General features: G+C 64.7%; 17 protein-coding genes. 11 read left to right on the top strand and 6 right to left on the bottom strand.

Annotated elements, in window-relative coordinates:
• Positions 1 to 29 precede the first annotated feature (29 nt).
• The 4 genes from CSQ93_RS04705 to CSQ93_RS04690 all read left to right on the top strand — a co-directional run bounded on the left by CSQ93_RS04705 (position 30) and on the right by CSQ93_RS04690 (position 3793).
• On the top strand, positions 30 to 554 hold the full coding sequence (locus tag CSQ93_RS04705; protein ID WP_099376975.1) for a GNAT family N-acetyltransferase: 525 nt from the start codon (positions 30 to 32) through the stop codon (positions 552 to 554).
• A gap of 128 nt (positions 555 to 682) precedes the next feature.
• On the top strand, positions 683 to 2014 hold the full coding sequence (locus tag CSQ93_RS04700; protein ID WP_099376974.1) for a D-serine ammonia-lyase: 1332 nt from the start codon (positions 683 to 685) through the stop codon (positions 2012 to 2014).
• The gene (dsdC, locus tag CSQ93_RS04695) at positions 2014 to 2937 is read left to right on the top strand and encodes a DNA-binding transcriptional regulator DsdC (protein WP_199534254.1); all 924 of its coding nucleotides are present in this window, start codon (positions 2014 to 2016) and stop codon (positions 2935 to 2937) included. The genes CSQ93_RS04700 and dsdC overlap by 1 nt, the downstream gene beginning before the upstream one ends.
• Positions 2938 to 2980: 43 nt before the next feature.
• Positions 2981 to 3793 (top strand): ferritin-like domain-containing protein, encoded by an 813-nt coding sequence (locus CSQ93_RS04690; RefSeq protein WP_099376973.1) that lies wholly within the window; start codon positions 2981 to 2983, stop codon positions 3791 to 3793.
• Between the two features lie 6 nt (positions 3794 to 3799).
• Here the strand turns inward: CSQ93_RS04690 and CSQ93_RS04685 are convergent, their stop codons facing one another.
• Positions 3800 to 7162: a hypothetical protein gene (locus tag CSQ93_RS04685; protein ID WP_099376972.1), complete on the bottom strand. Its 3363-nt coding sequence runs from the start codon at positions 7160 to 7162 to the stop codon at positions 3800 to 3802.
• Between the two features lie 264 nt (positions 7163 to 7426).
• Between CSQ93_RS04685 and CSQ93_RS04680 the strand changes: the two genes are divergently transcribed.
• Positions 7427 to 7651, top strand: coding sequence for a hypothetical protein (locus CSQ93_RS04680; RefSeq protein ID WP_158301116.1), 225 nt, complete (start codon positions 7427 to 7429; stop codon positions 7649 to 7651).
• On the opposite strand, the gene CSQ93_RS04675 is transcribed toward CSQ93_RS04680, so the two are convergent.
• On the bottom strand, positions 7611 to 8702 hold the full coding sequence (locus tag CSQ93_RS04675) for a DNA topoisomerase IB (protein WP_099376970.1): 1092 nt from the start codon (positions 8700 to 8702) through the stop codon (positions 7611 to 7613). The two genes, CSQ93_RS04680 and CSQ93_RS04675, sit on opposite strands and share 41 nt — an antisense overlap.
• Positions 8703 to 8794: 92 nt before the next feature.
• Here CSQ93_RS04675 and CSQ93_RS04670 point away from each other — a divergent pair, with 92 nt between their 5' ends.
• Positions 8795 to 9178: a YkvA family protein gene (locus tag CSQ93_RS04670; RefSeq protein WP_046685558.1), complete on the top strand. Its 384-nt coding sequence runs from the start codon at positions 8795 to 8797 to the stop codon at positions 9176 to 9178.
• Here CSQ93_RS04670 and CSQ93_RS04665 read toward each other — a convergent pair.
• The 3 genes from CSQ93_RS04665 to CSQ93_RS04655 all read right to left on the bottom strand — a co-directional run bounded on the left by CSQ93_RS04665 (position 9175) and on the right by CSQ93_RS04655 (position 12948).
• A complete protein-coding gene (locus CSQ93_RS04665; protein WP_099376969.1) occupies positions 9175 to 10365 on the bottom strand; it encodes a serine hydrolase domain-containing protein in 1191 nt (396 codons plus the stop codon). The genes CSQ93_RS04670 and CSQ93_RS04665 overlap by 4 nt on opposite strands.
• Positions 10366 to 10486: 121 nt before the next feature.
• The gene (locus tag CSQ93_RS04660; protein WP_099376968.1) at positions 10487 to 11782 is read right to left on the bottom strand and encodes a cation:proton antiporter; all 1296 of its coding nucleotides are present in this window, start codon (positions 11780 to 11782) and stop codon (positions 10487 to 10489) included.
• A 50-nt stretch (positions 11783 to 11832) separates the two neighbouring features.
• Positions 11833 to 12948 carry a mechanosensitive ion channel family protein gene (locus tag CSQ93_RS04655; RefSeq protein ID WP_099376967.1) on the bottom strand — a complete coding sequence of 372 codons (1116 nt, stop codon included), beginning with the start codon at positions 12946 to 12948 and terminating at the stop codon, positions 11833 to 11835.
• 238 nt (positions 12949 to 13186) lie between these two features.
• On the opposite strand from CSQ93_RS04655, the gene CSQ93_RS04650 reads away from it, so the two are divergent.
• From CSQ93_RS04650 to CSQ93_RS04635, 4 genes are all read left to right on the top strand, one after another.
• Complete coding sequence (locus CSQ93_RS04650; RefSeq protein ID WP_199534253.1) at positions 13187 to 15472, top strand: alpha,alpha-trehalose-phosphate synthase (UDP-forming); 2286 nt, start codon at positions 13187 to 13189, stop codon at positions 15470 to 15472.
• Positions 15472 to 16233, top strand: a complete 762-nt coding sequence (gene otsB, locus CSQ93_RS04645) for a trehalose-phosphatase (protein WP_099376965.1) — start codon at positions 15472 to 15474, stop codon at positions 16231 to 16233. The genes CSQ93_RS04650 and otsB overlap by 1 nt, the downstream gene beginning before the upstream one ends.
• 3 nt (positions 16234 to 16236) lie before the next feature.
• Complete coding sequence (locus tag CSQ93_RS04640; RefSeq protein ID WP_099376964.1) at positions 16237 to 18066, top strand: glycoside hydrolase family 15 protein; 1830 nt, start codon at positions 16237 to 16239, stop codon at positions 18064 to 18066.
• A 98-nt stretch (positions 18067 to 18164) separates the two neighbouring features.
• A complete protein-coding gene (locus tag CSQ93_RS04635; RefSeq protein ID WP_099376963.1) occupies positions 18165 to 18524 on the top strand; it encodes a hypothetical protein in 360 nt (119 codons plus the stop codon).
• Positions 18525 to 18564: 40 nt separating this feature from the next.
• Here CSQ93_RS04635 and CSQ93_RS04630 read toward each other — a convergent pair whose 3' ends face one another.
• Complete coding sequence (locus CSQ93_RS04630; protein ID WP_099376962.1) at positions 18565 to 19488, bottom strand: LysR family transcriptional regulator; 924 nt, start codon at positions 19486 to 19488, stop codon at positions 18565 to 18567.
• Positions 19489 to 19607: 119 nt separating this feature from the next.
• Between CSQ93_RS04630 and mdcA the strand changes: the two genes are divergently transcribed.
• Positions 19608 to 21281 carry a malonate decarboxylase subunit alpha gene (gene mdcA, locus CSQ93_RS04625; protein ID WP_099376961.1) on the top strand — a complete coding sequence of 558 codons (1674 nt, stop codon included), beginning with the start codon at positions 19608 to 19610 and terminating at the stop codon, positions 21279 to 21281.
• Positions 21282 to 21284: the final 3 nt, after the last annotated feature.

Raw genomic sequence — 21284 nt, 5'->3', positions numbered from 1 at the left:
CCGTCGATGAGCGACAGGAAGAGAGAAAAATGACCGTCTTGATAGAGGATTACTTGCCGTCGGACCGCGACAGCGTCAATCAGCTGGCCTTGGCCGCATTTGCTCAGTACGAACGGCACTACGACGACTGGGCTGCGTTCCAGGTGGGGGTGGCGCGCATGTCCGAGCTGGCAGACGAGGCCGACTTGATCGTCGCGAAACGCGGCGGCGTGCTGGTGGGTGGAATCGGGCACATCGGGCCGGGCAAGCCCAGGGACGCCATTTTCCCCGGTGACTGGTCTGTCATCCGCATGCTCGTGGTCGATCCGGAGCAGCGGGGACTGGGCATAGGCAGGCTGCTGGTCGCCGCTTGCCTGCAGCGGGCGAGCGATGCGGGCGCAGCGGTCGTTGGATTGCACACCAGTCCGATCATGGCAACCGCGCTGTCGCTGTACACGCGCATCGGCTTCAAGCGCGACTGCAACTTGCCACCTATCAATGGCGTGCCATATGCGCGCTACGTCTTGCCCGGGGCAGCGATTCCCGCTGCGGTCAGTTTGCTGAATGGGGGATGAGGGCGGGGGCAGGCGGCGGGTGCAAGCCGACACACATGATGCCCCGTCACCCATTGCCTGATCAACCATCCTTTGCCAGCGGCGCCCGGATGCGGTCTAATCATGGCTTGTTCCTTCACGAGCTTGCCATGCTGCCCACTTCCGCCATCGCCGCGCTGCGCGAAAAATTCCCCCTGATTACAGAACTGATGGCCTTGCAGCCCTTGAGCTGGTTCAATCCCGCCATCGCGCCGGCGGCCGAGGCCTTGAACGACGTGGGCTTGACGGCGGACGACGTGGCCGACGCCAGCGCGCGCCTGACCCGTTTTGCGCCCTTTCTGACCAAGGCGTTTCCGGAAACGCAGGCCAGCGGCGGCATCATCGAGTCGCCCGTCGTGCCGCTGCCAGCCATGCAGGCGGCGCTGGGTTTTGCATCAAGCATGACGAGCGGTCAGCTATGGCTCAAGCAAGATAGCCATTTGCCCATTTCCGGCTCGATCAAGGCGCGCGGGGGCATTTATGAAGTGCTGAAACATGCGGAAATGCTGGCGCTGGACGCCGGTTTGCTGAAGGAGGGCGATGATTACAGCCTGCTGGCCGGCGATGCCGTGCGCGCCTTCTTTGGCCAGTATGCGATCGCCGTCGGCTCCACGGGCAATCTGGGCTTGTCGATCGGCATCATGAGCGCGCGCCTGGGTTTTCGCGCCACGGTGCACATGTCGGCCGATGCGCGCCAGTGGAAGAAGGATAAATTGCGCAGCCATGGCGTGACCGTCGTCGAATACGCGACCGATTACAGCGTGGCCGTGGAAGCGGGGCGCAAACAGGCGGAGAACGATCCCAGCTGCCATTTTGTCGACGATGAAAACTCGCACGATCTGTTTCTCGGCTACGCGGTGGCGGGCGAACGCCTGAAAGCCCAGTTCGCCGCCAGCGGCGTGATAGTCGATGCCGGGTACCCGCTGTTCGTCTACCTGCCGTGCGGCGTGGGCGGCGGTCCCGGCGGCGTGGCCTTCGGCTTGAAGCTGGCCTTTGGCGACGCAGTTCACTGTGTGTTTGTCGAACCGACCCACTCGCCGTGCATGCTGCTGGGCGTGCACACGGGCTTGCATGATGGCATCAGCGTGCAGGAAATCGGCATCGACAACCTGACGGCTGCCGATGGCCTGGCCGTGGGACGCCCGTCCGGCTTCGTCGGACGCGCCATGCAGCGGCTGATCGACGGCTACGCCACTGTCACGGATGAAGAACTGTACCGCTTGCTGGCGACGCTTGAGCAAACACAAGGCTTGCACCTGGAACCGTCCGCCGTGGCCGGTTTCGCGGGCATCAAGCCCGTGCTGGCCGCGCCGCAGTACCAGGCAACGCTGGCACGCGCCACGCACCTGGTGTGGGGCACGGGCGGCAGTATGGTGCCGCAGGCGGAAATGGACGCCTACGTGGCTCGTGGCCGCGCCTTGCTGGCGATCGGAGCCGCCTGATGCCGGCCGGCGCGGCGCGCATGGCCACGCTGACGGCCAGCCAGTTCGCCAACCTGCACACCTTTCTCGTGGCGGCGCGCCACGCCAGTTTCGCGCTGGCGGCGCAGGAACTGGCGCTCACGCCCAGCGCCGTCAGCCACCGCATCGCGCGGCTGGAAAGCAGCCTGGGCTTGCGGCTGTTCGAACGGCTGACGCGGCAAGTCAAGCTGACGGCCGACGGCGAACGCATCTTTGCCGCGCTGCAAAGTGGCTGGGACAGCCTGCACGCGGCCCTGGCCGGCGGCGACACGCTGGCGGGCAGCGTCACCGTGCATGCGCGCCCATCTGTTGCGCAATGCTGGCTGGTGCCGCGCCTGGCAGGCTTCGCTGCACAGTATCCGGACGTGTCGATGGACTTGCGCGTGGGCAATGATAGCGTGGACTTTCGCGCCGGCCAGGTCGACCTGGCCTTGCACTATGGCGACGGCAGCTTTCCCGGCCTGGCCTCGCGCAAGCTGATGGATGAATGGCTGGCGCCCGTCTGCAGCCCGCAATATGCGCGCCAGCACGGCTTGCTGGATGCGCCACGCAACTTGCCCGGCGCGACGGTACTGCACGACACCCTGGCCTGGCCCGCCTGCGCGCCCGATGCCGAGTGGCGTTTGTGGCTGGACGTGCAGGCGCCCGAGGTGAACTTGCCAGCGCGCAGCCTGCGATTCGACCGCGCCGACCTGTGCGCGCAGGCGGCCATCCACCATGCGGGCGTGGCCATGGGCCGGCGCCAGCTGGTGCAGCCGTGGGTCGATAGCGGCCAGCTGGTTTTGCCGTTCGGCGGTTTCAATTTGGCCAGTCCGCAGGCGTATTACCTCGTGCACAGCGGGCGCGCCGCGCTGCCGGCAAGAGTGCAGGCCTTGTTCGACTGGCTGCTGGGGCAGGCAATTTGATACACTGCGCGCCTTACCAAGCAACGCGCCAGAAAGCAGTCCCATGCAGCCACCTCCACTGACCCCAATACCACCACAGGAATTGCGCACCTATGCGCTCGCCTGCCTGCTCGAACCGGACCCGGCAACGAAGGTGGCAATGGTGGCGGCCATGGCCGAAGCGCAGCTTGCGCTCGATGCGCAGGCGCCGCTGGCGCCGACCGGCGCCGTGCCGGGCCGTCCCCAGCGTCCGGAACTGGTGCCGCCGCGTCTGGTGGGACGGCGTTCGATGATCACGCCGGAAGGGCGCGCCATGCTGGTTCACGCGCTGGCGCATATCGAATTCAATGCGATGAATTTGGCGCTCGACGCGCTGTGGCGCTTCCCGGACCTGCCCGCTGAATACTACGCGGACTGGCTGCGCGTGGCGAAAGAGGAAGCCACGCACTTTGCCATGCTGCAGGCACACCTGCAGGTGCTGGGTCACACGTATGGCGACTTCCCCGGCCACGACAGCCTGTGGGAAATGGTCGACAAGACGCGCGGCGACGTGCTGGCGCGCATGGCGCTGGTGCCGCGCACCCTGGAAGCGCGGGGGCTGGACGCGATTCCGCCGCTGCGCGCCAAGCTGGCCCAGGCGGGCGACATGGCCGCCGCCGCCATCCTCGACATCATCCTGCGCGATGAAGTGGGGCACGTCGAGATCGGCAACCGCTGGTATGGCTACCTGTGCGATCAAAGGGGCCTGGAATTGCGCGCCACGTATGCGGAGCTGGCGCTGCGCTATGAAGCGCCCACCCTGCGGGGCCCGTTCAACCTGGAAGCGCGGCGCCGGGCGGGCTTTTCGGAGCTGGAACTGTCCGATCTGCCCGCCTGACCTTGCTTACGGATGGGCTGTGATGCTGATGTGCCAGTGGCTCAGGTGTCCCGCCTCGATGTGTACCTTTGCCGGCTTGGTCCAGGTGCCAGCGCCGGGGATATGGTCGGTCGGGGCGGCGGAAAAACGTCCGTCGACGAGGGCCAGCTTGACGAAGCTGGGGCCGATGTAGATGACGCGCGTGCTGGCCGGCGCCGCTTCCTGGGCCAGCATGGCCCGGTTCGCCGCGATCCACGCCAGCAGGGCGGCCAGTTTCGGCTTTTGCGCGGGGTTGGCCACCACTTCCGCCTTCGCGGCATTGATCAGCTGGTGAATGGCGGCGCCATCGTTCTGGCCGCCCAAGGCGTCCGTGTAGCCGCCCGCGCCATCCGCGTAGCGCAAGTCGATCTGCTGGCCATCGCTGTGGCCGCTGTGGCCGAGGATGGAGCGGCCCGACGCCGTCTGCGTCACGTGCTGGCCGCTGATGTCGTCGAAGCGGTAGGGCTTGCCGGCCAGCCAGGCGATGGCCAGGCGCGTGGCCCACGAATCGCCGCCCGCATCGCGCGTGCCGTAGCGCCGCACCGCCAGCGCCGCCTCGTTGTCGGCCAGGTACAGGGGGATGTAGGCCGTGGCGCCCTTGAACTCCACTTGCCCCCCTTCGGCCGGGTCGGAGCTGGCATCGACATTGTCGATGCGGCCCTTCAGGCGCACCGTGACGACGGCCTTCTTGTCGAGCTTGGCGCCGGCAAAGGCGGGCAGTACCAGGCTGGGAAATTTCACTGTGCCGGCAGTCTTGGTGTTGGTCTGGGACAATAAATTCCCGGTGCTGAAGGCGGGATCGCCGCCGCCGGACGATATGCCGATATTGACTTCCGTAATCGTGGCCGCCGCCGGCGTGTAGTGCAATTCCAGCGGCAAGGTGTGCGTGGCCGTGGCCGCTCCTTGCGAGACGGACACATACGGCCCTGCCAGATTGCCCGTCAGCTTGATCGGCTGCAACACGGGGCGGGCGGCATTGTTGGGCGAGAGGAATTTCGCCTGCGTCACTTTCAATCCCTTGCACGCAAGGCTCAGTTCCACCGTCGTCACGGTGGCCAGGGCGCTGTCGCCGATATTCGTCGCGCTGACGTTGCCGCCCAGGCTCAAGGCTCCAGCCTGGGTCTGCTTGCTGACATCGACACACTCCGTCCTGACGATGGTGCCCTGCGTGTAATGCGTCTGGTTGACGGCGCCCGTGGCGGCCAGATTGACGCCGGGCAGGCCCGTCACGGCGTAGGACCAGGTGTCGTTGTACTGGCTTTGCGCAGTCGTGTAGGTGGGGTACTCGGCCGTGCTGACGGTGATTTTCACGCCCACGTTTTTCGTGCCCTTGGGCACCGTGAAGGCGACGGGCGTCGTGATGGTCTGGTTTTGCGCGGCCGCCGTGGCCGTGAACGTCTTGCTGCCCTCGTCATCCTGCGGGGTGACGTCGCCCATGGCGCGGGAGCCGGCGGGCACCTCGCGCGAGGGCGGCCCGGCGCCATCCTGCGTCACGTTGCCCGCCACATACGTCTGTGCCGCACTGCGCTGAGCCAGGCCGGTTCCGTACGGATACACGATGCCGACGTTGACATTGCTGCTGTTCTCAAACACGACGGCGCTGACGCTGACCACGTTCGGGTGGACGAGGTCGTTCAAGGTCAGCTGGTAGGTATCGGGCAGCACGCCATCGAAGTGGAAGGCGCCCGTGGCGTCGACCACGGCCACCTGGCGCTGGTGGTTGTTGTAGCCCGCCAATAACATTTTCTTGCCTGCCAGTCCCGTGGCATTGCCGCCCGCCGGCGTGCGCAACTGTCCCTGCAGCACGATGCCGGACTTGATGACGATCAAGGCATAGCTGGCCGTGAATTCACCATCCTGCGAGACGAAATTGAGGTTCAGGTCGTAGCTGCCGTTGGGCAAGGATGCCAGCAATTGCTGCATGGCCGTGGCGCCGATGCTGAAGGTGCCGCTGGCCGCATCGAACGTCCAGTAGGTCTTCAGGCTGATGGCCAGGCCATCCGGGCTGGACAGCAGGCCGTCGCTGTCGTCCTGTAGGGCCATGGGGGCGGCGTCCACCAGGCGCAATCCCAGGGCGCCCGGCTGCAACCGGTTGTTCGGCCCCAGCCCCGTGATGGCCAGCACGGGCGCCGTGGCGGGCACGTTGCCGTCGTCGTCCGGTTCCACATAGGTTTCCACGGCCGTGGGCAGCTCCGTCTGGATCAGCAGGTGCAGGGTGGTGACCTTGCCGCCCTTGCTGAGGGAAAATTGCGCGTGCTGGTCCACGCCCGTGTCGCCGGGCGTGGAAAAGCGCAGGCTGCCGTCCTGCAGCAGCACGTCCGTGACGGCGCCGCTGGCCTTGACGCTGTCGGCGCCGTCCGTAAAACCCAGTGCGGCCAGCGATAGCACGACCACCTGCGCGGGCCGCGCGGGATCGAGTTCGATGCCGGCGCCGGTGCTGAAGGTCCACGTCAGGGCCGCGCTCTGGAAGGCGATGCTGCGCTCGATGCGCACGGTGATGGTGTCAGCGGGCGTGACGGTGGCGCCCGCGTCGATGCTGCCGGCCTGCACCTCGCCATCGATGATGGTGCAGCCTGCAGGCGCGCTGGCCAGCACGGCTTGCACATTGCTGGCCGCTTCGCTGCCATTGTTGCGGATGTGCACGCGGTAGGTATAGTCCCAGGCCGTGCGGTTGACGCGCTGTTCGGCCACTTTTTCCAGCAAGGTCACTTCGAAGTCCCCGGCGGCCTGAGCGGTGGCCAGCATGACCTTCGGCGCAGGCGGCTGCGCAGGATCGTTCGGCCCGCCGCAGGCGCACAGGGTGAGTGCCAGCAATGGGGCCAGTGCGGCGCCCGCCAATTGCCGGCGCCGCAGGCAGGCCACGGCCAGTACGCCCGCCAGCAGCAGCCATGGGGTGGAGGGCAGGGTGACGGCGGCCGGCTGCGTGATGCCCGCCTCGACCTCAATGAAGGTAACGGGGTCGAGGATGGAAAACGGCTGGGCGCCGGGGCTGCCCGCGCCCAGGTAATCGAAGGTGACGGAAAAGCCCGTGGACGTGGCGCCAGGATTGATGCCGCCGGCCAGCGCCAGCGCGTCGAAGTAGCCGCTGGCGGGGATGGCGGGATCGGGCTGCACCAGCAGCACATCCCAGCCGGGTGCCGTGGAGACGCTGTGCAGGTTGGCATACTGGCCCACGCTGAAGAACAAGGTGAATTCCTCGATGGGCACGGCCAGCGTAGTATTGCTGACGGTATAGTCGTAGCGCCACTGCGTGCCGCCCAGCGATGTCGCCGTGTAGCCGATGCTGGTGGCATGCGCGGCAGACATCGCGCATAACAGCAGCGCCAGCAGCGCGTGTTTGATAAAGCTCATGATCGTTCCCCCGTTGACTGGCGCCAAGCGTGCCCAGGCAAGAGGTCAAGCAGGAAGCGTTCCCGTATAACTTGTGCTGTAAAAACAAGGGTTTGACTGATATGGGCCGGAGCCGGTGTCAAATCTGCCGACACGGGACGCCATGGCTGAGCCTGTCAGCGCTGTCCTACCCGTCTTGTCGAAACTGTCTGATTGTATGCCTTGCGGAAACACGCGATGATCGTGTCCATGCTGCAACAGCCAACCAGTCCGACGGAGTATGCGATGCAAAAGCCAGACCAGTTTTTTCACTTGAACAAGCCGTTCCTGCTGATCTGCCTGTTTATTTTCTCGACCCTGGCGGCCACCTGGATGAGTACGGGCGAGGCGCCAGCCAGCGATGCCGTGCCGGCGCCCGTGGCGCGCGAGGCTGGCCATGGCGCCTTGCCCATCTGCAGCAGCGACGCCCTCAAACTGTCTGCGTACTGCCAGCCTGGCCGCCAGGCTTGACGCCAGCCTGCAGCCGCTGCTGCAGCAAGGCCAGCACGGCCGCTTCTTCCGGCGCCAGCGCCGGCAGCTCTTCCCGTAACTGTTCCTGCGCCCGCGCGCGCATGCCGTCCAATAAACTGCCATCCAGATACGATTCCAGCACGGCCGGGTGCACATAGCACTTGCGGCAGATCGTCGGCGTGTTGCCCAGCTTTTTTGCCACCGACTCGATCGCCTGCACGATGTTTTTCTTCGCTTGCGCCTCGGAATCGACCTGTTCGAACGCCCGCAAGGCCAGCGCGGCCAGCAAGGTGCCGGACCAGGTGCGGAAATCCTTGGCCGTGTAGTCTTCGCCCGTCACCTCGCGCAGGTAATCGTTGACCTCGCCCGAATCGACGCCGTGGCGCTCGCCGTGCTCATCCACATATTGAAACAGTTCCTGCCCCGGCAGTTCGCGCATGCGCTGCAGCACCCTGGCCAGGCGCCGGTCGCTCAGACGGATATCGTGGCGCACGCCGCTCTTGCCCTTGAAGTGGAAGGCCACGGCGCTGCCGTCGACCTGCACATGGCGCGTGCGCAGGGTGGTCAGGCCGAACGATTTGTTCGTGCGTGCATATTCCTCGTTGCCGATGCGCATCATCGTCAATTCCAGCAGATGGACGATGGTGGCCAGCACTTTTTCGCGGGGCAAACCGGGCAACTGCATGCCGTGCGCGACGGCGGCGCGGATGGCGGGCAGGGCGTTGCCAAAGCTGAGCATGCGTTCATATTTCACGTCGTCGCGCACCTGGCGCCAGCGCGCATGGTAGCGGTACTGCTTGCGGCCCCGCGCGTCGCGCCCCGTCGCCTGCAGGTGGCCGTTCGCGTGCGGACAGATCCACACGTCCGTCCAGGCCGGCGGAATGGCCAGTGCCTTGATGCGCGTCAAGGCACTGGCATCGCGCAGGAACTGGCCGTCAGCGTCGCGGTAGCGGAACTTGCCGGGCTTGCCTGATCGGGCGATGCCGCTTTGATGGTCGCCCGTGTAGCGCAGGCCGGCGGCGCGGGCCGTGGTGGTGGCGGATATTTCCATGGTGATAGCTTACCTTGCAGGCCGCGCGCCCGGCGCGCCGTTATGCTAAGGTGCGCATTCGTAACGCCGTGCGCGGCAGACAGGAGCAGCAGATGTTTGGCAGAAAAAAGAATCTGGAAGAAGACCACGCCCCCCAAGCCGACAAGCAGTATGAAAAGAAATACACGGATGACAGCTTCTGGGACAAGGTCGTCAAGTTCGCCAAGACGGCGGGACGCGAAGTCATCGAAAAAGCCCTGTGGCTGTACTACGCGGCGCAGCAGCCGAATACCCCGCTGTGGGCCAAGACGGCCATTTACGGCGCGCTCGGCTATTTCATTTCGCCCATCGACGCGATTCCCGACATCACGCCCGTCGTCGGCTATGCGGATGACCTGGCCGTGCTGGCGGCAGCCGTCGCCACGGTCGCCACCTACATCACGGCCGAGGTCAAGGAGCGTGCCGCCGAGAAACTGCGCGGCTGGTTCGGCGCCTAGGGTTTCTTTGCCGCCAGCGCGCCGCTGCCGCCATGAGCCAGCAGGCGCAGCACGACTTCTTTCTGGAATGAACGAAACTCCTTGTCGGCGCTGACGTTGGCGAAGGCCAGCACGGCCGTCTTGCTGGCGCGGTCGACGCAGACAACAGACGCGGCGCCCGGATCGCCGCCACTGTGCGTGGCCAGCGGCTTGGCGTCGATGTCGCGCAGCAGCCACACCAGGGCTTGCCGCACGGATGAGTCGGCGGGCACGACTGGGGCCGCTTGCGGGGCAAAAAACAATTGCAGGGTGGCATCTTGCAGGTAGCGGTGACCGTCGACCCGGCCGTTATTGCTGAAGATGGCCAGGAAACGGGCAAAGTCATGCGCCGAGCTGCGCAGCAGGCCGGCCGGCCAGTCCGGATAGCCGACGGGCGGCAGCACTTGCAGGCCCGGTTCCTTGTGCGCATACGGCTGGGCGACGACGGCGCGCCGCGGCAAGCCGGCCAAATTCCACGCCGTATTGTCCATGCCCAGCGGTTCGAACAGGTGCTCGTGCGCAAAGGCGTCGAGGCCATCGGGATTCAAGCGGCTTACCAGATAGCCGAGCAGGGCGATGCCGACATTGCTGTAGCGCCATTCCGTGCCGGGACGGGCCGCAAACGACACATCCGCGTCATACCAGGCGCCGCCGCGCGACAAATAACCCTTGACGAAGTCGCGCAGCGGCAATCGCGGGTCGCCCTGCACGGCAAACGTCGTCGTCTTTTCGTACACGGCGTCGGAAATGCCCGAGGTGTGGCTGAGCAAATGGCGAAAGGTGATGGGCACATCGGGAAACTTCGGATGCATGAGCGGGAAGTCCAGGTAGGCCGCCACCTTGTCGTCGAGCTGGAAGGCGCCCTGTTCCAGCAGCATCATGACGGCCGTGGCCGTGACGAGCTTGCTGACGGAAGCGACATGGAATACCGTGTTGGCATCGGCCTTCTTGCCGGCCTGGATGTCGGCCCAGCCATAGCCGCGCGCGAAAATGGTCTGTTCGCCGCGCACCACGGCCACGCTCATGCCCGGCGTTTCCGTGCGGGCCAGGCCATCGCGCATGAAGCCGTCAAATTCCGTTTCCCACGCCAGCCTGGCCGGATCGGTGGCGCAGCCCGTTTGCAGCAGGGCCAGTGAGACGCCCAGTCCCAGCACGCTTCTTCGTTTCATTGATTCTCTCTTTTGCCATTTTTAATTATCTTAACAATATTTCCGCCCGCCATAGGGGCAATTGACAAAACATTGCTGTGCAGCAATGACAAAGGGGAATGCCGGCGCTTATTTGCACCCGTTATTTGCGCCAATAGCGTTCCAGCAAGGGCTTGACCGTCAGGCCGTGCGCGACGATGGAGAGGATGACGACGACCAGGGTGATGTCGGCCAGTTCGCGCGCCAGGCCGCGCGGCAAGCCGTGTGCGATTGCATAGCTGAGGTAGTACAGCGAGCCGATGCCGCGCACGCCGAACCAGGCGGCCAGCCCGCGCAGGCGCACGCTGGTGCCCGAGGCCAGCAAACCGAGCATCACGCTGGCCGGGCGCGCCACCAGCAACAGGAACAGCGCCACGCTCCACGCCTGCCAGCTCCAGGCGGCGGCCGTGACGGCGCCGCCAAGCAACAGCACCAGGGTCAGTTCGGACAGGCGTTCCAGGTGTTCCTTGAAGACGAGCGATTCGCCGCTGACGGTCAGCGTCACGTCGCTGTCGTGCGGCCTGGTGGCGGACACGGCATGCGTTTCCTCGGCCTGCAGCAAGCCTTGCCGGTCTTTCGGCGCGCCAGCGAGGCGCAGTTCCGTCTGGCGCAAGACCACGCCGGCAAAGAAGACGGCCAAGAAGCCCCACGCGTGCAGCCACGTGGTCAGGCCATACACGAGGGCGATCAAGCCCAGGGCCGCCAGATCGTCCAGCATGGCGTGTTTCGGTTCCTTGGCGCGCACCTGCCAGCCCAGCCAGGCCAGCAGCGAGCCGCCAGCCGCGCCCAGGGCGATGGCGCCCGCGCTGGCCCAGAGCAAGTCGCGCCACAGCCAAGTGGCGCCATGCGGCCCCAGCTCATGCAGGCCCAGCAAGCCCAGGCCCAGCATGACGAAGGGAAAGCCGCTGCCATCGTTCATGCCCGCTTCGCTGGTCAGCATGAAGCGCAATTGCTCGCTGTCGCCCGCATGGCGCAGCTGCACGTCGGTGGCCAGCACGGGGTCGGTGGGCGCGAGGATGGCGCCCAGCAGCACGCCCGCGCCCAGGGGCAAGCCCAGCACCAGGCACGCAAAGGCCGCCACCAGGGCCACGGAGATGGCCATCGACAGCCACGCCAGGCGCAGCGACGGCAGCCAGCGGGCCAGGCTGAACGGCACGGGCATCTTGACGCCGGCGGAAAACAGGGAGATGAGGACGGCGATTTCCGTCAGGGTTTCCAGCAGTGGCGCCTGCTGCACCAGGTCGAAGGCAAACAGGCCGAGGAACATGGGCCCCAGCAGCAGGCCCACGCCCAGGTACGCCATGGCCGAAGTCAAGGGCAGGCGCGCGATGCCGTCGGCGCCCAGGCCACGCGCCAGCATCAGGCAGCCGATCAGGATGAACCAGGCGGTGGTGCTCATGCGAACCATTGTAGCGGCGCGCGGACGAGGGCAGCGCGCCGCAGGTTTCTTTACACTTTGTACAGCGACACGCTGTCGTTCTGCGCCTGCATGGCGTGCAGCTCGATGGGGTCGTGCGTGGAGCGCAAGCGGGGCAGGCTGTGCGGGTAGTGGGTGGTGATGAAGGCCAGCATCTGCTCGCGCACGAGGCAGCGCAATTCGAAGGCCGTGCCCGAATCCCGCGCACTGATGAGAAAGCGCACGCGCACGGCCCGCTCGTTCGAATCCGTCGCCTGCACGGTGCAGACACGGCCGTCCCATTGCTTGGCGGACTCGCAGATGCGTGTCAGCTCTGCGCGCAGGGGCTCGATCGGGACGCTGAAGTCCAGCCACAGGAACACCGTGCCCAGGATGTCCGAGGAAGTATGCGTCCAGTTCTCGAACGGATTTTCAATGAACCACTGCAGCGGCACGATCAGGCGGCGCTCGTCCCAAACGCGCACGACCACATAGGTGCCCTTGATTTCCTCGACCGTGCCCCATTCGCCATTGACGATCAGCACGTCGTCGATGCGAATGGGTTGAGAAAACGCAATTTGCAGGCCTGCAATGAAATTACCGAGCACGGGGCGGGCGGCGATACCGGCCACCAGGCCCGCCACGCCGGCCGAGGCCAGCAGGCTGGCGCCGATCTGCCGCGCACCGGGCAAGGTCAGCAGCACGAAGGACAGGCCCAGCAGGACGACGATGGCGTGCGCGCTGCGCGTGAGCACGCGGGCCTGGGTGATACGGCGCCGCGCGCGCAGGTTGTCGGCCGCGTCGACGGGATTGATCTGGGAAATCGTGATGCTGAGCGATTCGATGCATTGCATGGCCAGCCAGGTCAGCGCGATGATCAGCGCCACGCTGGCCAGGTGCGACATGGCAACCAGACCCGGCGTGTCGTCGGGCGCGCTGGCCAGCACCATGCGCAGGCCGAAGACGATCATGCACAGCTGGCTGGCGCGGAAAGCCACGCGCGCGACGTTGCTGGCCAGCGGGTGGCCATTGGCCAGTCTTTTCAGCAAACCGATGCCGGCCCGGTGCACGCCGATGGCGACCAGGGTGACGAGCAGGGCGGAAACGAGCACGGTCAGCGCCGAGCGCAGCGGGCCTCCCATCAGCGAGTGAAACGTGCTGAGATCCATAGGCGAAAACTCCTTGAAATTAGTGAAATGGATGTCGGAAGCGGCTATTTTACGTGCAGATGACGTCGCGGGGACGTGCGTTGCCGAACGGATAAGACTTGGAACAAGGTGGATACTGGAAAAAATTGCTGCGCTGCGCCATGCCACGTTGACGTTTCAATACGGAAAGCAAACGGGCGTCGCCGTAGTGGAAACATAGTCATACTTGCCATGTTTTTTGTTTTTGCAAAGGAAAACGATGATAGTACGATCACTCCGAATGTCCTTGCGCTTCATCCTGCCACTGGCCCTGGTGCTGGGATTGTTTGCTTATATCGTAGTACCCCTGCTCGACAATATCACCCTGCGCTGGTACGTGCGCGACCTCGACAGCCGGGCCGAATTGCTCGCTGGAACCCTCCGGCCCTCGCTCACCGAATACCTGCCCGCGCAAGACGCCACCCGCATCAGCGAACTGTTCCAGGGCGCCACGCGCGACGAACGCCTGATCGCCATCGGCTTTTGCGACAACGCGGGCCACTTGCTGTACCAATCCGCGCAATACCCGGCCTCCATCGGCTGCTGGAGCACGCCTCCCACGGGTGGCCTGTACAAATCCCTGGCGCAATTGCCGCAAGGGCAAGTCCACCTCAGCGAAACGCCCGTGATGCAGGATGCGTCCCAGCTGGGCCGCCTGGTGCTGGTGCAGGACATGAGCTTTGTCGAACGCCGCAATACCGATACCAAACGTTTTATCTTTGCCTTCCTGGCCGTGCTGGCCGTGCTGATTTCCCTGATGACCGTGTTCGTGGCGCACCTGAGCTGGCGCGGCTGGCTGGCGGCCGTCAAGGATATTTTACGGGGCGAGTTGCTGCCGAAAAGTAATGGTGCAGTGGCCGCTGCCGCACCCGCCGCCGCGCCCGCGCCGCCGCCGGAAATGCAGCCGCTGATCGGCGACTTGCGCGAATTGCTGCAGGAATACCACCTGGAACGCCAGGGCGATAACGGCTGGTCGTCCGACTGGACGCCGGACAAGCTGCGCGCCTTGCTGGAGGCGGACTTGCAGGGCGACCAGGTGCTGGTGGTGTCGAACCGCGAGCCGTATATCCACACCAAAACGGAAGATGGAATAGCGGTGCAGCGCCCGGCCAGCGGCCTGGTGACGGCCGTGGAAGCCGTGATGCGCGCCTGTTCCGGCACGTGGATCGCGCATGGCGCCGGTTCCGCCGACCGCGAGACGGTCGATAAACTCGACCACGTGCCCGTGCCGCCCGACAACCCCAGCTATACCTTGCGCCGCGTGTGGCTGACGGACGAGGAAGAGCAGGGCTACTATTATGGTTTCGCCAATGAAGGCATGTGGCCGCTGTGCCATATCGCCCACGTGCGCCCCGTGTTCCGCTCGTCCGATTGGGAACAGTACGTGAAAGTCAACCGGCGCTTCGCCGACGCCGTCATCGCCGAAGCGAAGACGGACAACCCCGTCGTGCTGGTGCAGGATTACCATTTCGCCTTGCTGCCGCGCATGGTGCGCGAAGCCTTGCCGAAGGCGACGATTATTACTTTCTGGCATATCCCCTGGCCGAATTCGGAATCGTTCGGCATTTGCCCTTGGCGCGAAGAAATCCTCGACGGCTTGCTGGGCAGTACGATTCTCGGCTTCCACACTCCATTCCACCGCAAGAATTTCCTCGAAACGGTGGATCGCTACCTGGAAACCCGCATCGAGCCGGAAGCATCGACGATTTCCTATGGTGGCGAGATGACGCAGGTCGAGGATTATCCGATTTCCATCGCCTGGCCGGAAGACAACCCGGACCAGCCTGACGTGGCCACGTGCCGCGCACAGATTCGCAGCGAACTGGGCGTGGCGCCCGACCACTTGCTGGGCATCGGCGTGGACCGCCTCGACTACACCAAAGGCATCGTCGAGCGCTTCCAGGCCGTCGAGCGCATGCTGGAACAGCAGCCTGGCATGGTGGGCAATTTTACATTCGTGCAAATTGCCGCCCCGAGCCGCGCTTCGCTCGATGAATACCAAAGTTTCGACGCCCGGGTGCGCAAGATGGTCGAGCGCATCAACCGCCGCTTCGGCAGCGGAGACTATGTGCCCATCCTGCTGAAAGCCGAACACCATGGCCAGGACGATTTGCAGCGCTATTTCCGCGCTTCCGAAGTGTGCATGGTGACGAGCTTGCATGACGGCATGAATCTGGTGGCCAAGGAATTCATCGCCGCCCGCGACGACGAGCTGGGCGTGCTGGTGCTGAGCCAATTCACGGGCGCCGCGCGCGAGCTGCATGAAGCGTTGATCATCAACCCCTACCACATCGAGCAGGGCGCCGACGCCCTGTACCGCGCCCTCGTGATGCCGCCCGTGGAGCAGCGCGAGCGCATGAAAAGCATGCGGGCGAGAGTCAAACATTTCAATGTCTACCGCTGGGCCGGGCGCATGCTGCTGGACGCGGCCCGTTTGCGCCAGCGCGACAAGGTCATGACCAAGATCGACGCCCACAGCCGCATCAAGCGGCGCAAGGGGATCTGATGGACGATACACCTGACGATAGCGCGGCTCTGTTGCAATTGCTGAGCACGCCCGGCAGCGCCGTTTTCCTCGACTTCGACGGCACCCTGGTCGACCTGGCTTCCACGCCCGACGGCGTGCGCCTGGAAGGGGGCGTGGTCGAAGCGCTGGCGCTGCTGGCCGAGCGCCACGGCGGCGCGCTGGCCCTCATTTCCGGCCGTCCCATCACCCAGATCGACGCCATGCTGGCGCCCTTGACCCTGCCGGTTGCCGGCGTGCATGGCGTGGAGCGGCGCGATGCCGATGGCGTGCTGCATGTGGCGGCCACGCCCGACGTCTCGCCCGTGCTGGCCCGCGCCCGGGCGCTGGCGGCGATATATCCCGGCTTGCTGGTGGAACACAAGCGCGGCGCCGTGGCCCTGCATTACCGGCTGGCGCCGGAACTCGGGCAATTGTGCGCGCAGGAAATGTCGGCGGCCGTGCAAGCGTGCCCGGGGGTATTGCTGTTGCATGGCAAAATGGTCCTGGAAGCCAAGCCGGCCGCCACGGACAAGGGTGGCGCCATCGCCGCCTTCATGGTGGAGGCGCCATTCGCCGGCCGCCGGCCCGTGTTCGCGGGCGATGACACCACCGACGAGGCAGGCTTTGCCTTTGTACAACAAGCAGGCGGGCAGGGCGTGAAAGTGGGCAGCGGCCCCAGCGCCGCCACCCTGCGCCTGGCCAGCCCGCGCGCCTTGCGCGCCGCGCTGCTGGCCGCGTCCGTATCCCCTTTCAAGGAGTAGCCGATGACCATATCCACTGAACAAGCTTCTGACACCCCCGGCGGCGTGCCCGCGCAAGCATCCCTCAACTGTGGCGTGGTGGGCAATTGCGCCTTCAGCGCCCTGATCGACCAGGCGGGGCAAGTCGTCTGGTCGTGCCTGCCCCGTTTCGATGGCGACCCGGTCTTCAACGGCCTGCTGGACGCCACGGAAAACGGCAGCGTGTGGGCCATCGACATTGAAAACTTTGCCCGCAGCGAGCAGTTCTACGAGCCGAGCACGGCCGTGCTGCGCACGCGGCTGTACGACACGCAGGGGCGCGGCGTGGAAATCACGGATTTCGCGCCCCGGTTCCTCAGCCGCGACCGCATGTTCCGCCCGCTGATGCTGATCCGCCGCGTGCGCCCGCTCGATCATGCCGTGCGCATCCGCGTGCGCCTGCGCCCCCGCTACGACTGGGGCAAGCTGGCGCCGCAGATCACGCAGGGCAGCCACCACATCCGCTACGTGGGACCGGAGCAGACCTTGCGCCTGAACACCGATGTGTCGCTCAACTATGTGCTGAGCGAAACGTATTTCGTGCTGGGAGGCACCGCCAACTTCCTGCTGGGCCCCGATGAAACCCTGGCCGGCGGCATCGACGAGACGGCGCGCATCTTCGAAAAGGAAACCATCAATTATTGGCGCACCTACACGCGTCGCCTGGCCGTGCCGCTGGAATGGCAGGACGTGGTCATCCGCGCGGCCATCACGTTAAAACTGTCTTTATATGAAGACACGGGCGCCATCATCGCTGCCATGACGACGAGCATCCCTGAAGCGCCCGGCAGCAGCCGCAACTGGGATTACCGCTACTGCTGGCTGCGCGACGCCTTCTTTGTCGTGCGCGCACTCAATAGTTTGTCCGAAGTGGGCACGATGGAAGAGTATTTGCGCTGGCTGACGAATATCGTCGCCCGCTCGAAGGGCGGCCACATCCAGCCCCTGTACGGCATCGGCCTGGAAGAGCAGTTGCCGGAATCGACGCTCGACCATTTGCCCGGCTACCGCGGCAACGGCCCCGTGCGCGTGGGCAACCAGGCGCAGGAACATTTCCAGCACGATGTCTACGGCAACATCGTCCTGGGCGCGGCGCAAGCGTTTCTTGACCACCGCCTGTTCCACCGGGCCGGCAAGGCCGAGTTTGCCGCACTGGAAGCCGTGGGCGATCAGGCCTTCAGATTGCACGCGGAACCGGACGCGGGCATGTGGGAGCTGCGCACGCGGGCAAGAGTCCACACCTCGTCCATGCTGATGAGCTGGGCCGCCTGCGACCGCCTGGCCAAGGTTGCCCATAAACTGGGCTTGCCGGACCGCGCCGACCACTGGAACAGCCGCGCCGTGCTGATCCGCGAGCGCCTGCTGCGCGAAGCGTGGAGCGAGGAGCGCCAGGCCTTTGCCGAAAGCCTGGGCGGGCGCGACCTCGACGCGTCCGTCCTGCTGATGGCGGAAGTCAACTTCATCGACCCTATGGACCCCCGTTTCATCGCGACAGTCGATGCGCTGGAAGCATCGCTGTGCGACGGCCCCTACATGCGCCGCTACGAAGCCCCCGACGACTTCGGCAAGCCCGAGACCGCCTTCAACATCTGCACCTTCTGGCGCATCGACGCCCTGGCGCGCATCGGCAGGAAGGACGAAGCGCGCCAAATCTTCGAAACAATGTTAATGGCGCGCAACCACCTGGGCCTGCTGTCCGAAGACACGCATCCGGTGACGGGCGAAATGTGGGGCAATTTCCCGCAGACGTATTCGATGGTGGGCCTCATCAACTGCGCCGTGCGCTTGTCGGCGCCTTGGGATAGCGCGATTTAATCGTACCGTGTCATTACGCGCCAGGTCATCACCCGCCTTGGTGCGCAGGAATACGAAATGCCGAATGGCATCCGCACTAATCAATATGAAATATCGAGATGACGATCGAAAACGACATTTTAGCGACAATAAATGACAGCATTTTTCTTGAGACTATTTTCCAGAAAGATACTGACTGGGATGCTGCATTGTGCACCAGGGATTCTGTTGAGTTTGACGGCGCATGGTGTGCCAGCTACGAAAAAGTGACCTCATCTTGTCCAGCTGAAGGCGCCCTGGTGAAGGAGATCAGGGAGGTAGCATTCAAGAAAGTATATCAAGTCACTGAAAATTCCGACCTTGCTGGCTACGTGTCGGACGATATGGGTCTGATTGCGCAGGCATGCCAGAATAAAGTCGAGATCGACTTTATCGACAATCTCTGGAAAACCTATATGCGCGGAGATTTTCCAACTTGAGTTGATACAGGCATGCTCGCGGCGCTCCTGCGACTCCATTTCAGCTGCCAGTTGCGCGCTCGCCACGCCCATACAGGCGGCACTCCGCCGCCAGCGCCAGCAAATTCGGGTCGCGCTCGCGGCTGCTGAGCATCAGCAGGGTAATCTGCTGGTGCGAGCCGTAGCGCGCGTCCAGCGGAATCAGTTCGATGCGCGAGCTGAAGGCGCGCACCCGGCCGGGCAGCAGGCTGTAGCCTATGCCGCCGCTGACCAGGTTGATCAGCGAGAAGATGTCGCCGACCCGCATGGCCGTGTCTGGCACGAATCCCGCCAGGTCAAACGCGTGGTTGAAGCTTTGCGAGGTGACGAAGCCCTCGTTGAGGGTGACGAATTTATCGTTGCGCAGCTGCTGCAAGTCCACCGACGCGGCCCCCGCATAGGGCGAGTCTAGCGGTGCGGCCAGGTAGACGTCGTCCTGGAACAGGGGCACGGCCACCAGCCCGGCATGCTGTTCTTCTTCCTGCACGCCGACGATGATGGCGTCCAAACGTCCATCGGCGAGGCTTTGCAGCAGTTCGCGGTTCGAGCCCAGGGTCAGGTCGATGTCCAGGCCGGGCCGGCGCAGCTTCAGGGCGATCACCAGCTGCGGGATGCAGTGCAGGGTCAGGGAATACAGCGAGCCGATCTTCAGCCGCACGGGATTGATGCCTGACATTTCGCGCACCTTGCGCACGCCTTCCTCGCACTCGGCCAGCGCGCGCCGCGCCGATTCGGCAAAGGTGTAGGCCGCATGCAGCGGGATCAGGCTGCGCCCCTCGCGCTTGAACAGGGGGCAGCGCAAGCCGTCTTCCAGCGAGTGCAGGGCGCGGTGCACGCTGACCGTGCTCTGGCCCAGCGCATCGGCCACCCTTGCCAGGTTGTTCAATTCCATAAAGCTGAGAAACACTTCCAGCTTTTTCAGGGTGATTTCTTCGTTGATGGTCATGGATACCCTTTTTAACGGGAGTTCATTAACTTCAGAGTAATGAACATGGTAGCAGGTTGATTGTCGCGGCTGCGTTTTCGCACTATCGTCAGGCTTCGATAGCTTAATTCGGAGGCAAGATGTCAACCGCCACAGCAGCGCCACGGCAGCGGCAAAAACAATGGGACACGCGGCGCACCGAGAAGCGCCGCCGCCTGGAAGCCGTGCGCCAGTACGCCAGCGGCCCCGTTCTGCAACAGGGCGACATGGTCGCCGTGCTGGAAGCCCTGCTTGCGCCGGGCGACCGCGTCGTCCTCGAAGGCAATAACCAGAAGCAGGCCGATTTCCTCGCCCGCATGCTGACCCAGGTCAACCCCGACAAGATCCACCATCTGCACCTGATCATGCCCAGCGTCAGCCTGCCCGAACACCTGGACCTGTTCGAGCGGGGTATCGCCCGCAAGCTCGATTTTTCGTTTGCCGGCACGCAAAGCCTGCGCATCGCCCAGTTTCTGCAGGATGGCTTGCTGGAAGTGGGCGCCATCCACACGTATATCGAACTGTATGCGCGCCTGTTCGTCGACCTCACGCCCAACGTCGTCATGGTGGCCGGCTACATGGCCGACCGCCAGGGCAATCTGTACACGGGTCCCAGCACCGAGGACACGCCGACTTTGGTGGAATCGGCCGCCTTCCGCGACGGCATCGTCATCGCCCAGGTGAACCAGATCGTCGACGATGTCAGCGACTTGCCGCGGGTCGACGTGCCCGGCTCGTGGATCGATTTTGTCGTGCAGTCCGACAAACCATTTTTCATCGAGCCGCTGTTTACCCGCGACCCGCGCGTGATCAAGCCCGTGCACGTGCTGATGGCCATGATGGCGATCCGCGGCGTGTACGAAAAACACCAGGTGCAGTCGCTCAATCACGGCATCGGCTTCAATACGGCCGCCATCGAGCTGATTTTGCCCACCTATGGCGAGCAGCTGGGCTTGAAGGGCAAGATTTGCCGCAACTGGGTGCTCAATCCCCACCCGACCCTGATCCCCGCCATCGAGACGGGCTGGGTCGAGAGCGTGCACTGCTTCGGCGCGGAGCTGGGCATGGAAAGCTATGCGGCCGCGCGGCCCGACGTGTTCTTTACGGGCCGCGACGGTTCGATGCGTTCGAACCGCGCCCTGTGCCAGCTGGCGGGCCAGTACGCGGTCGACCTGTTCATCGGCGCCACCCTGCAGATGGATGGCCTGGGCAACTCGTCGACCGTGACGAATGGCCGCCTGGCCGGCTTCGGCGGCGCGCCCAACATGGGCCACGACCCGCATGGCCGGCGCCACCCGACGCCGGCCTGGCTGGACTTGATCGAGACGGACGACCCGCTGGCGCGCGGCAAGAAGCTGGTGGTGCAGATGGTCGAGACGTTCCAGGATGGCGGCCAGCCGACGATCGTCGAATCGCTCGACGCCGTCGCAGTGGGCCAGGCCAGCGGCATGCCGCTGGCGCCCGTGATGATTTATGGCGACGACGTCACCCACGTGCTGACGGAAGAGGGCATCGCCTACCTGTACAAGGCCCGCTCGCTCGAAGAGCGCAAGGCCATGCTGGCGGCGGTCGCCGGCGTGACGCCCATCGGCCTGCGCCACGACCCGAAGACGACAGCGAAATTGCGCGCCGATGGCCTGATCGCGCTGCCCGAGGATATCGGCGTGCAGCGCGGCGCTGCGAACCGCTCGCTGCTGGCGGCGAAAAGCATCGCCGACCTGGTCGAATGGTCCGACGGCCTGTATCAACCACCCGCCAAATTCAGGAGCTGGTAATGA

Origin of the sequence: Janthinobacterium sp. BJB426 (assembly GCF_002735705.1) — a bacterium.
Lineage (GTDB): Bacteria > Pseudomonadota > Gammaproteobacteria > Burkholderiales > Burkholderiaceae_D > Janthinobacterium.
This window is presented reverse-complemented; position numbering and strand designations above follow the sequence as displayed.

Bases quoted from the DNA above. Each gene is read 5' to 3' on its own strand.
- CSQ93_RS04680 (WP_158301116.1), top strand. From the start codon at position 7,427: ATGCAAAAGCCAGACCAGTTTTTTCACTTGAACAAGCCGTTCCTGCTG.
- otsB (WP_099376965.1), top strand. From the start codon at position 15,472: ATGGACGATACACCTGACGATAGCGCGGCTCTGTTGCAATTGCTGAGC.
- CSQ93_RS04700 (WP_099376974.1), top strand. From the start codon at position 683: ATGCTGCCCACTTCCGCCATCGCCGCGCTGCGCGAAAAATTCCCCCTG.
- CSQ93_RS04665 (WP_099376969.1), bottom strand. From the start codon at position 10,365: ATGAAACGAAGAAGCGTGCTGGGACTGGGCGTCTCACTGGCCCTGCTG.
- CSQ93_RS04630 (WP_099376962.1), bottom strand. From the start codon at position 19,488: ATGACCATCAACGAAGAAATCACCCTGAAAAAGCTGGAAGTGTTTCTC.
- dsdC (WP_199534254.1), top strand. From the start codon at position 2,014: ATGCCGGCCGGCGCGGCGCGCATGGCCACGCTGACGGCCAGCCAGTTC.
- CSQ93_RS04655 (WP_099376967.1), bottom strand. From the start codon at position 12,948: ATGGATCTCAGCACGTTTCACTCGCTGATGGGAGGCCCGCTGCGCTCG.
- CSQ93_RS04635 (WP_099376963.1), top strand. From the start codon at position 18,165: ATGACGATCGAAAACGACATTTTAGCGACAATAAATGACAGCATTTTT.
- CSQ93_RS04640 (WP_099376964.1), top strand. From the start codon at position 16,237: ATGACCATATCCACTGAACAAGCTTCTGACACCCCCGGCGGCGTGCCC.
- CSQ93_RS04705 (WP_099376975.1), top strand. From the start codon at position 30: ATGACCGTCTTGATAGAGGATTACTTGCCGTCGGACCGCGACAGCGTC.
- CSQ93_RS04685 (WP_099376972.1), bottom strand. From the start codon at position 7,162: ATGAGCTTTATCAAACACGCGCTGCTGGCGCTGCTGTTATGCGCGATG.
- mdcA (WP_099376961.1), top strand. From the start codon at position 19,608: ATGTCAACCGCCACAGCAGCGCCACGGCAGCGGCAAAAACAATGGGAC.
- CSQ93_RS04675 (WP_099376970.1), bottom strand. From the start codon at position 8,702: ATGGAAATATCCGCCACCACCACGGCCCGCGCCGCCGGCCTGCGCTAC.
- CSQ93_RS04660 (WP_099376968.1), bottom strand. From the start codon at position 11,782: ATGAGCACCACCGCCTGGTTCATCCTGATCGGCTGCCTGATGCTGGCG.
- CSQ93_RS04690 (WP_099376973.1), top strand. From the start codon at position 2,981: ATGCAGCCACCTCCACTGACCCCAATACCACCACAGGAATTGCGCACC.
- CSQ93_RS04670 (WP_046685558.1), top strand. From the start codon at position 8,795: ATGTTTGGCAGAAAAAAGAATCTGGAAGAAGACCACGCCCCCCAAGCC.
- CSQ93_RS04650 (WP_199534253.1), top strand. From the start codon at position 13,187: ATGATAGTACGATCACTCCGAATGTCCTTGCGCTTCATCCTGCCACTG.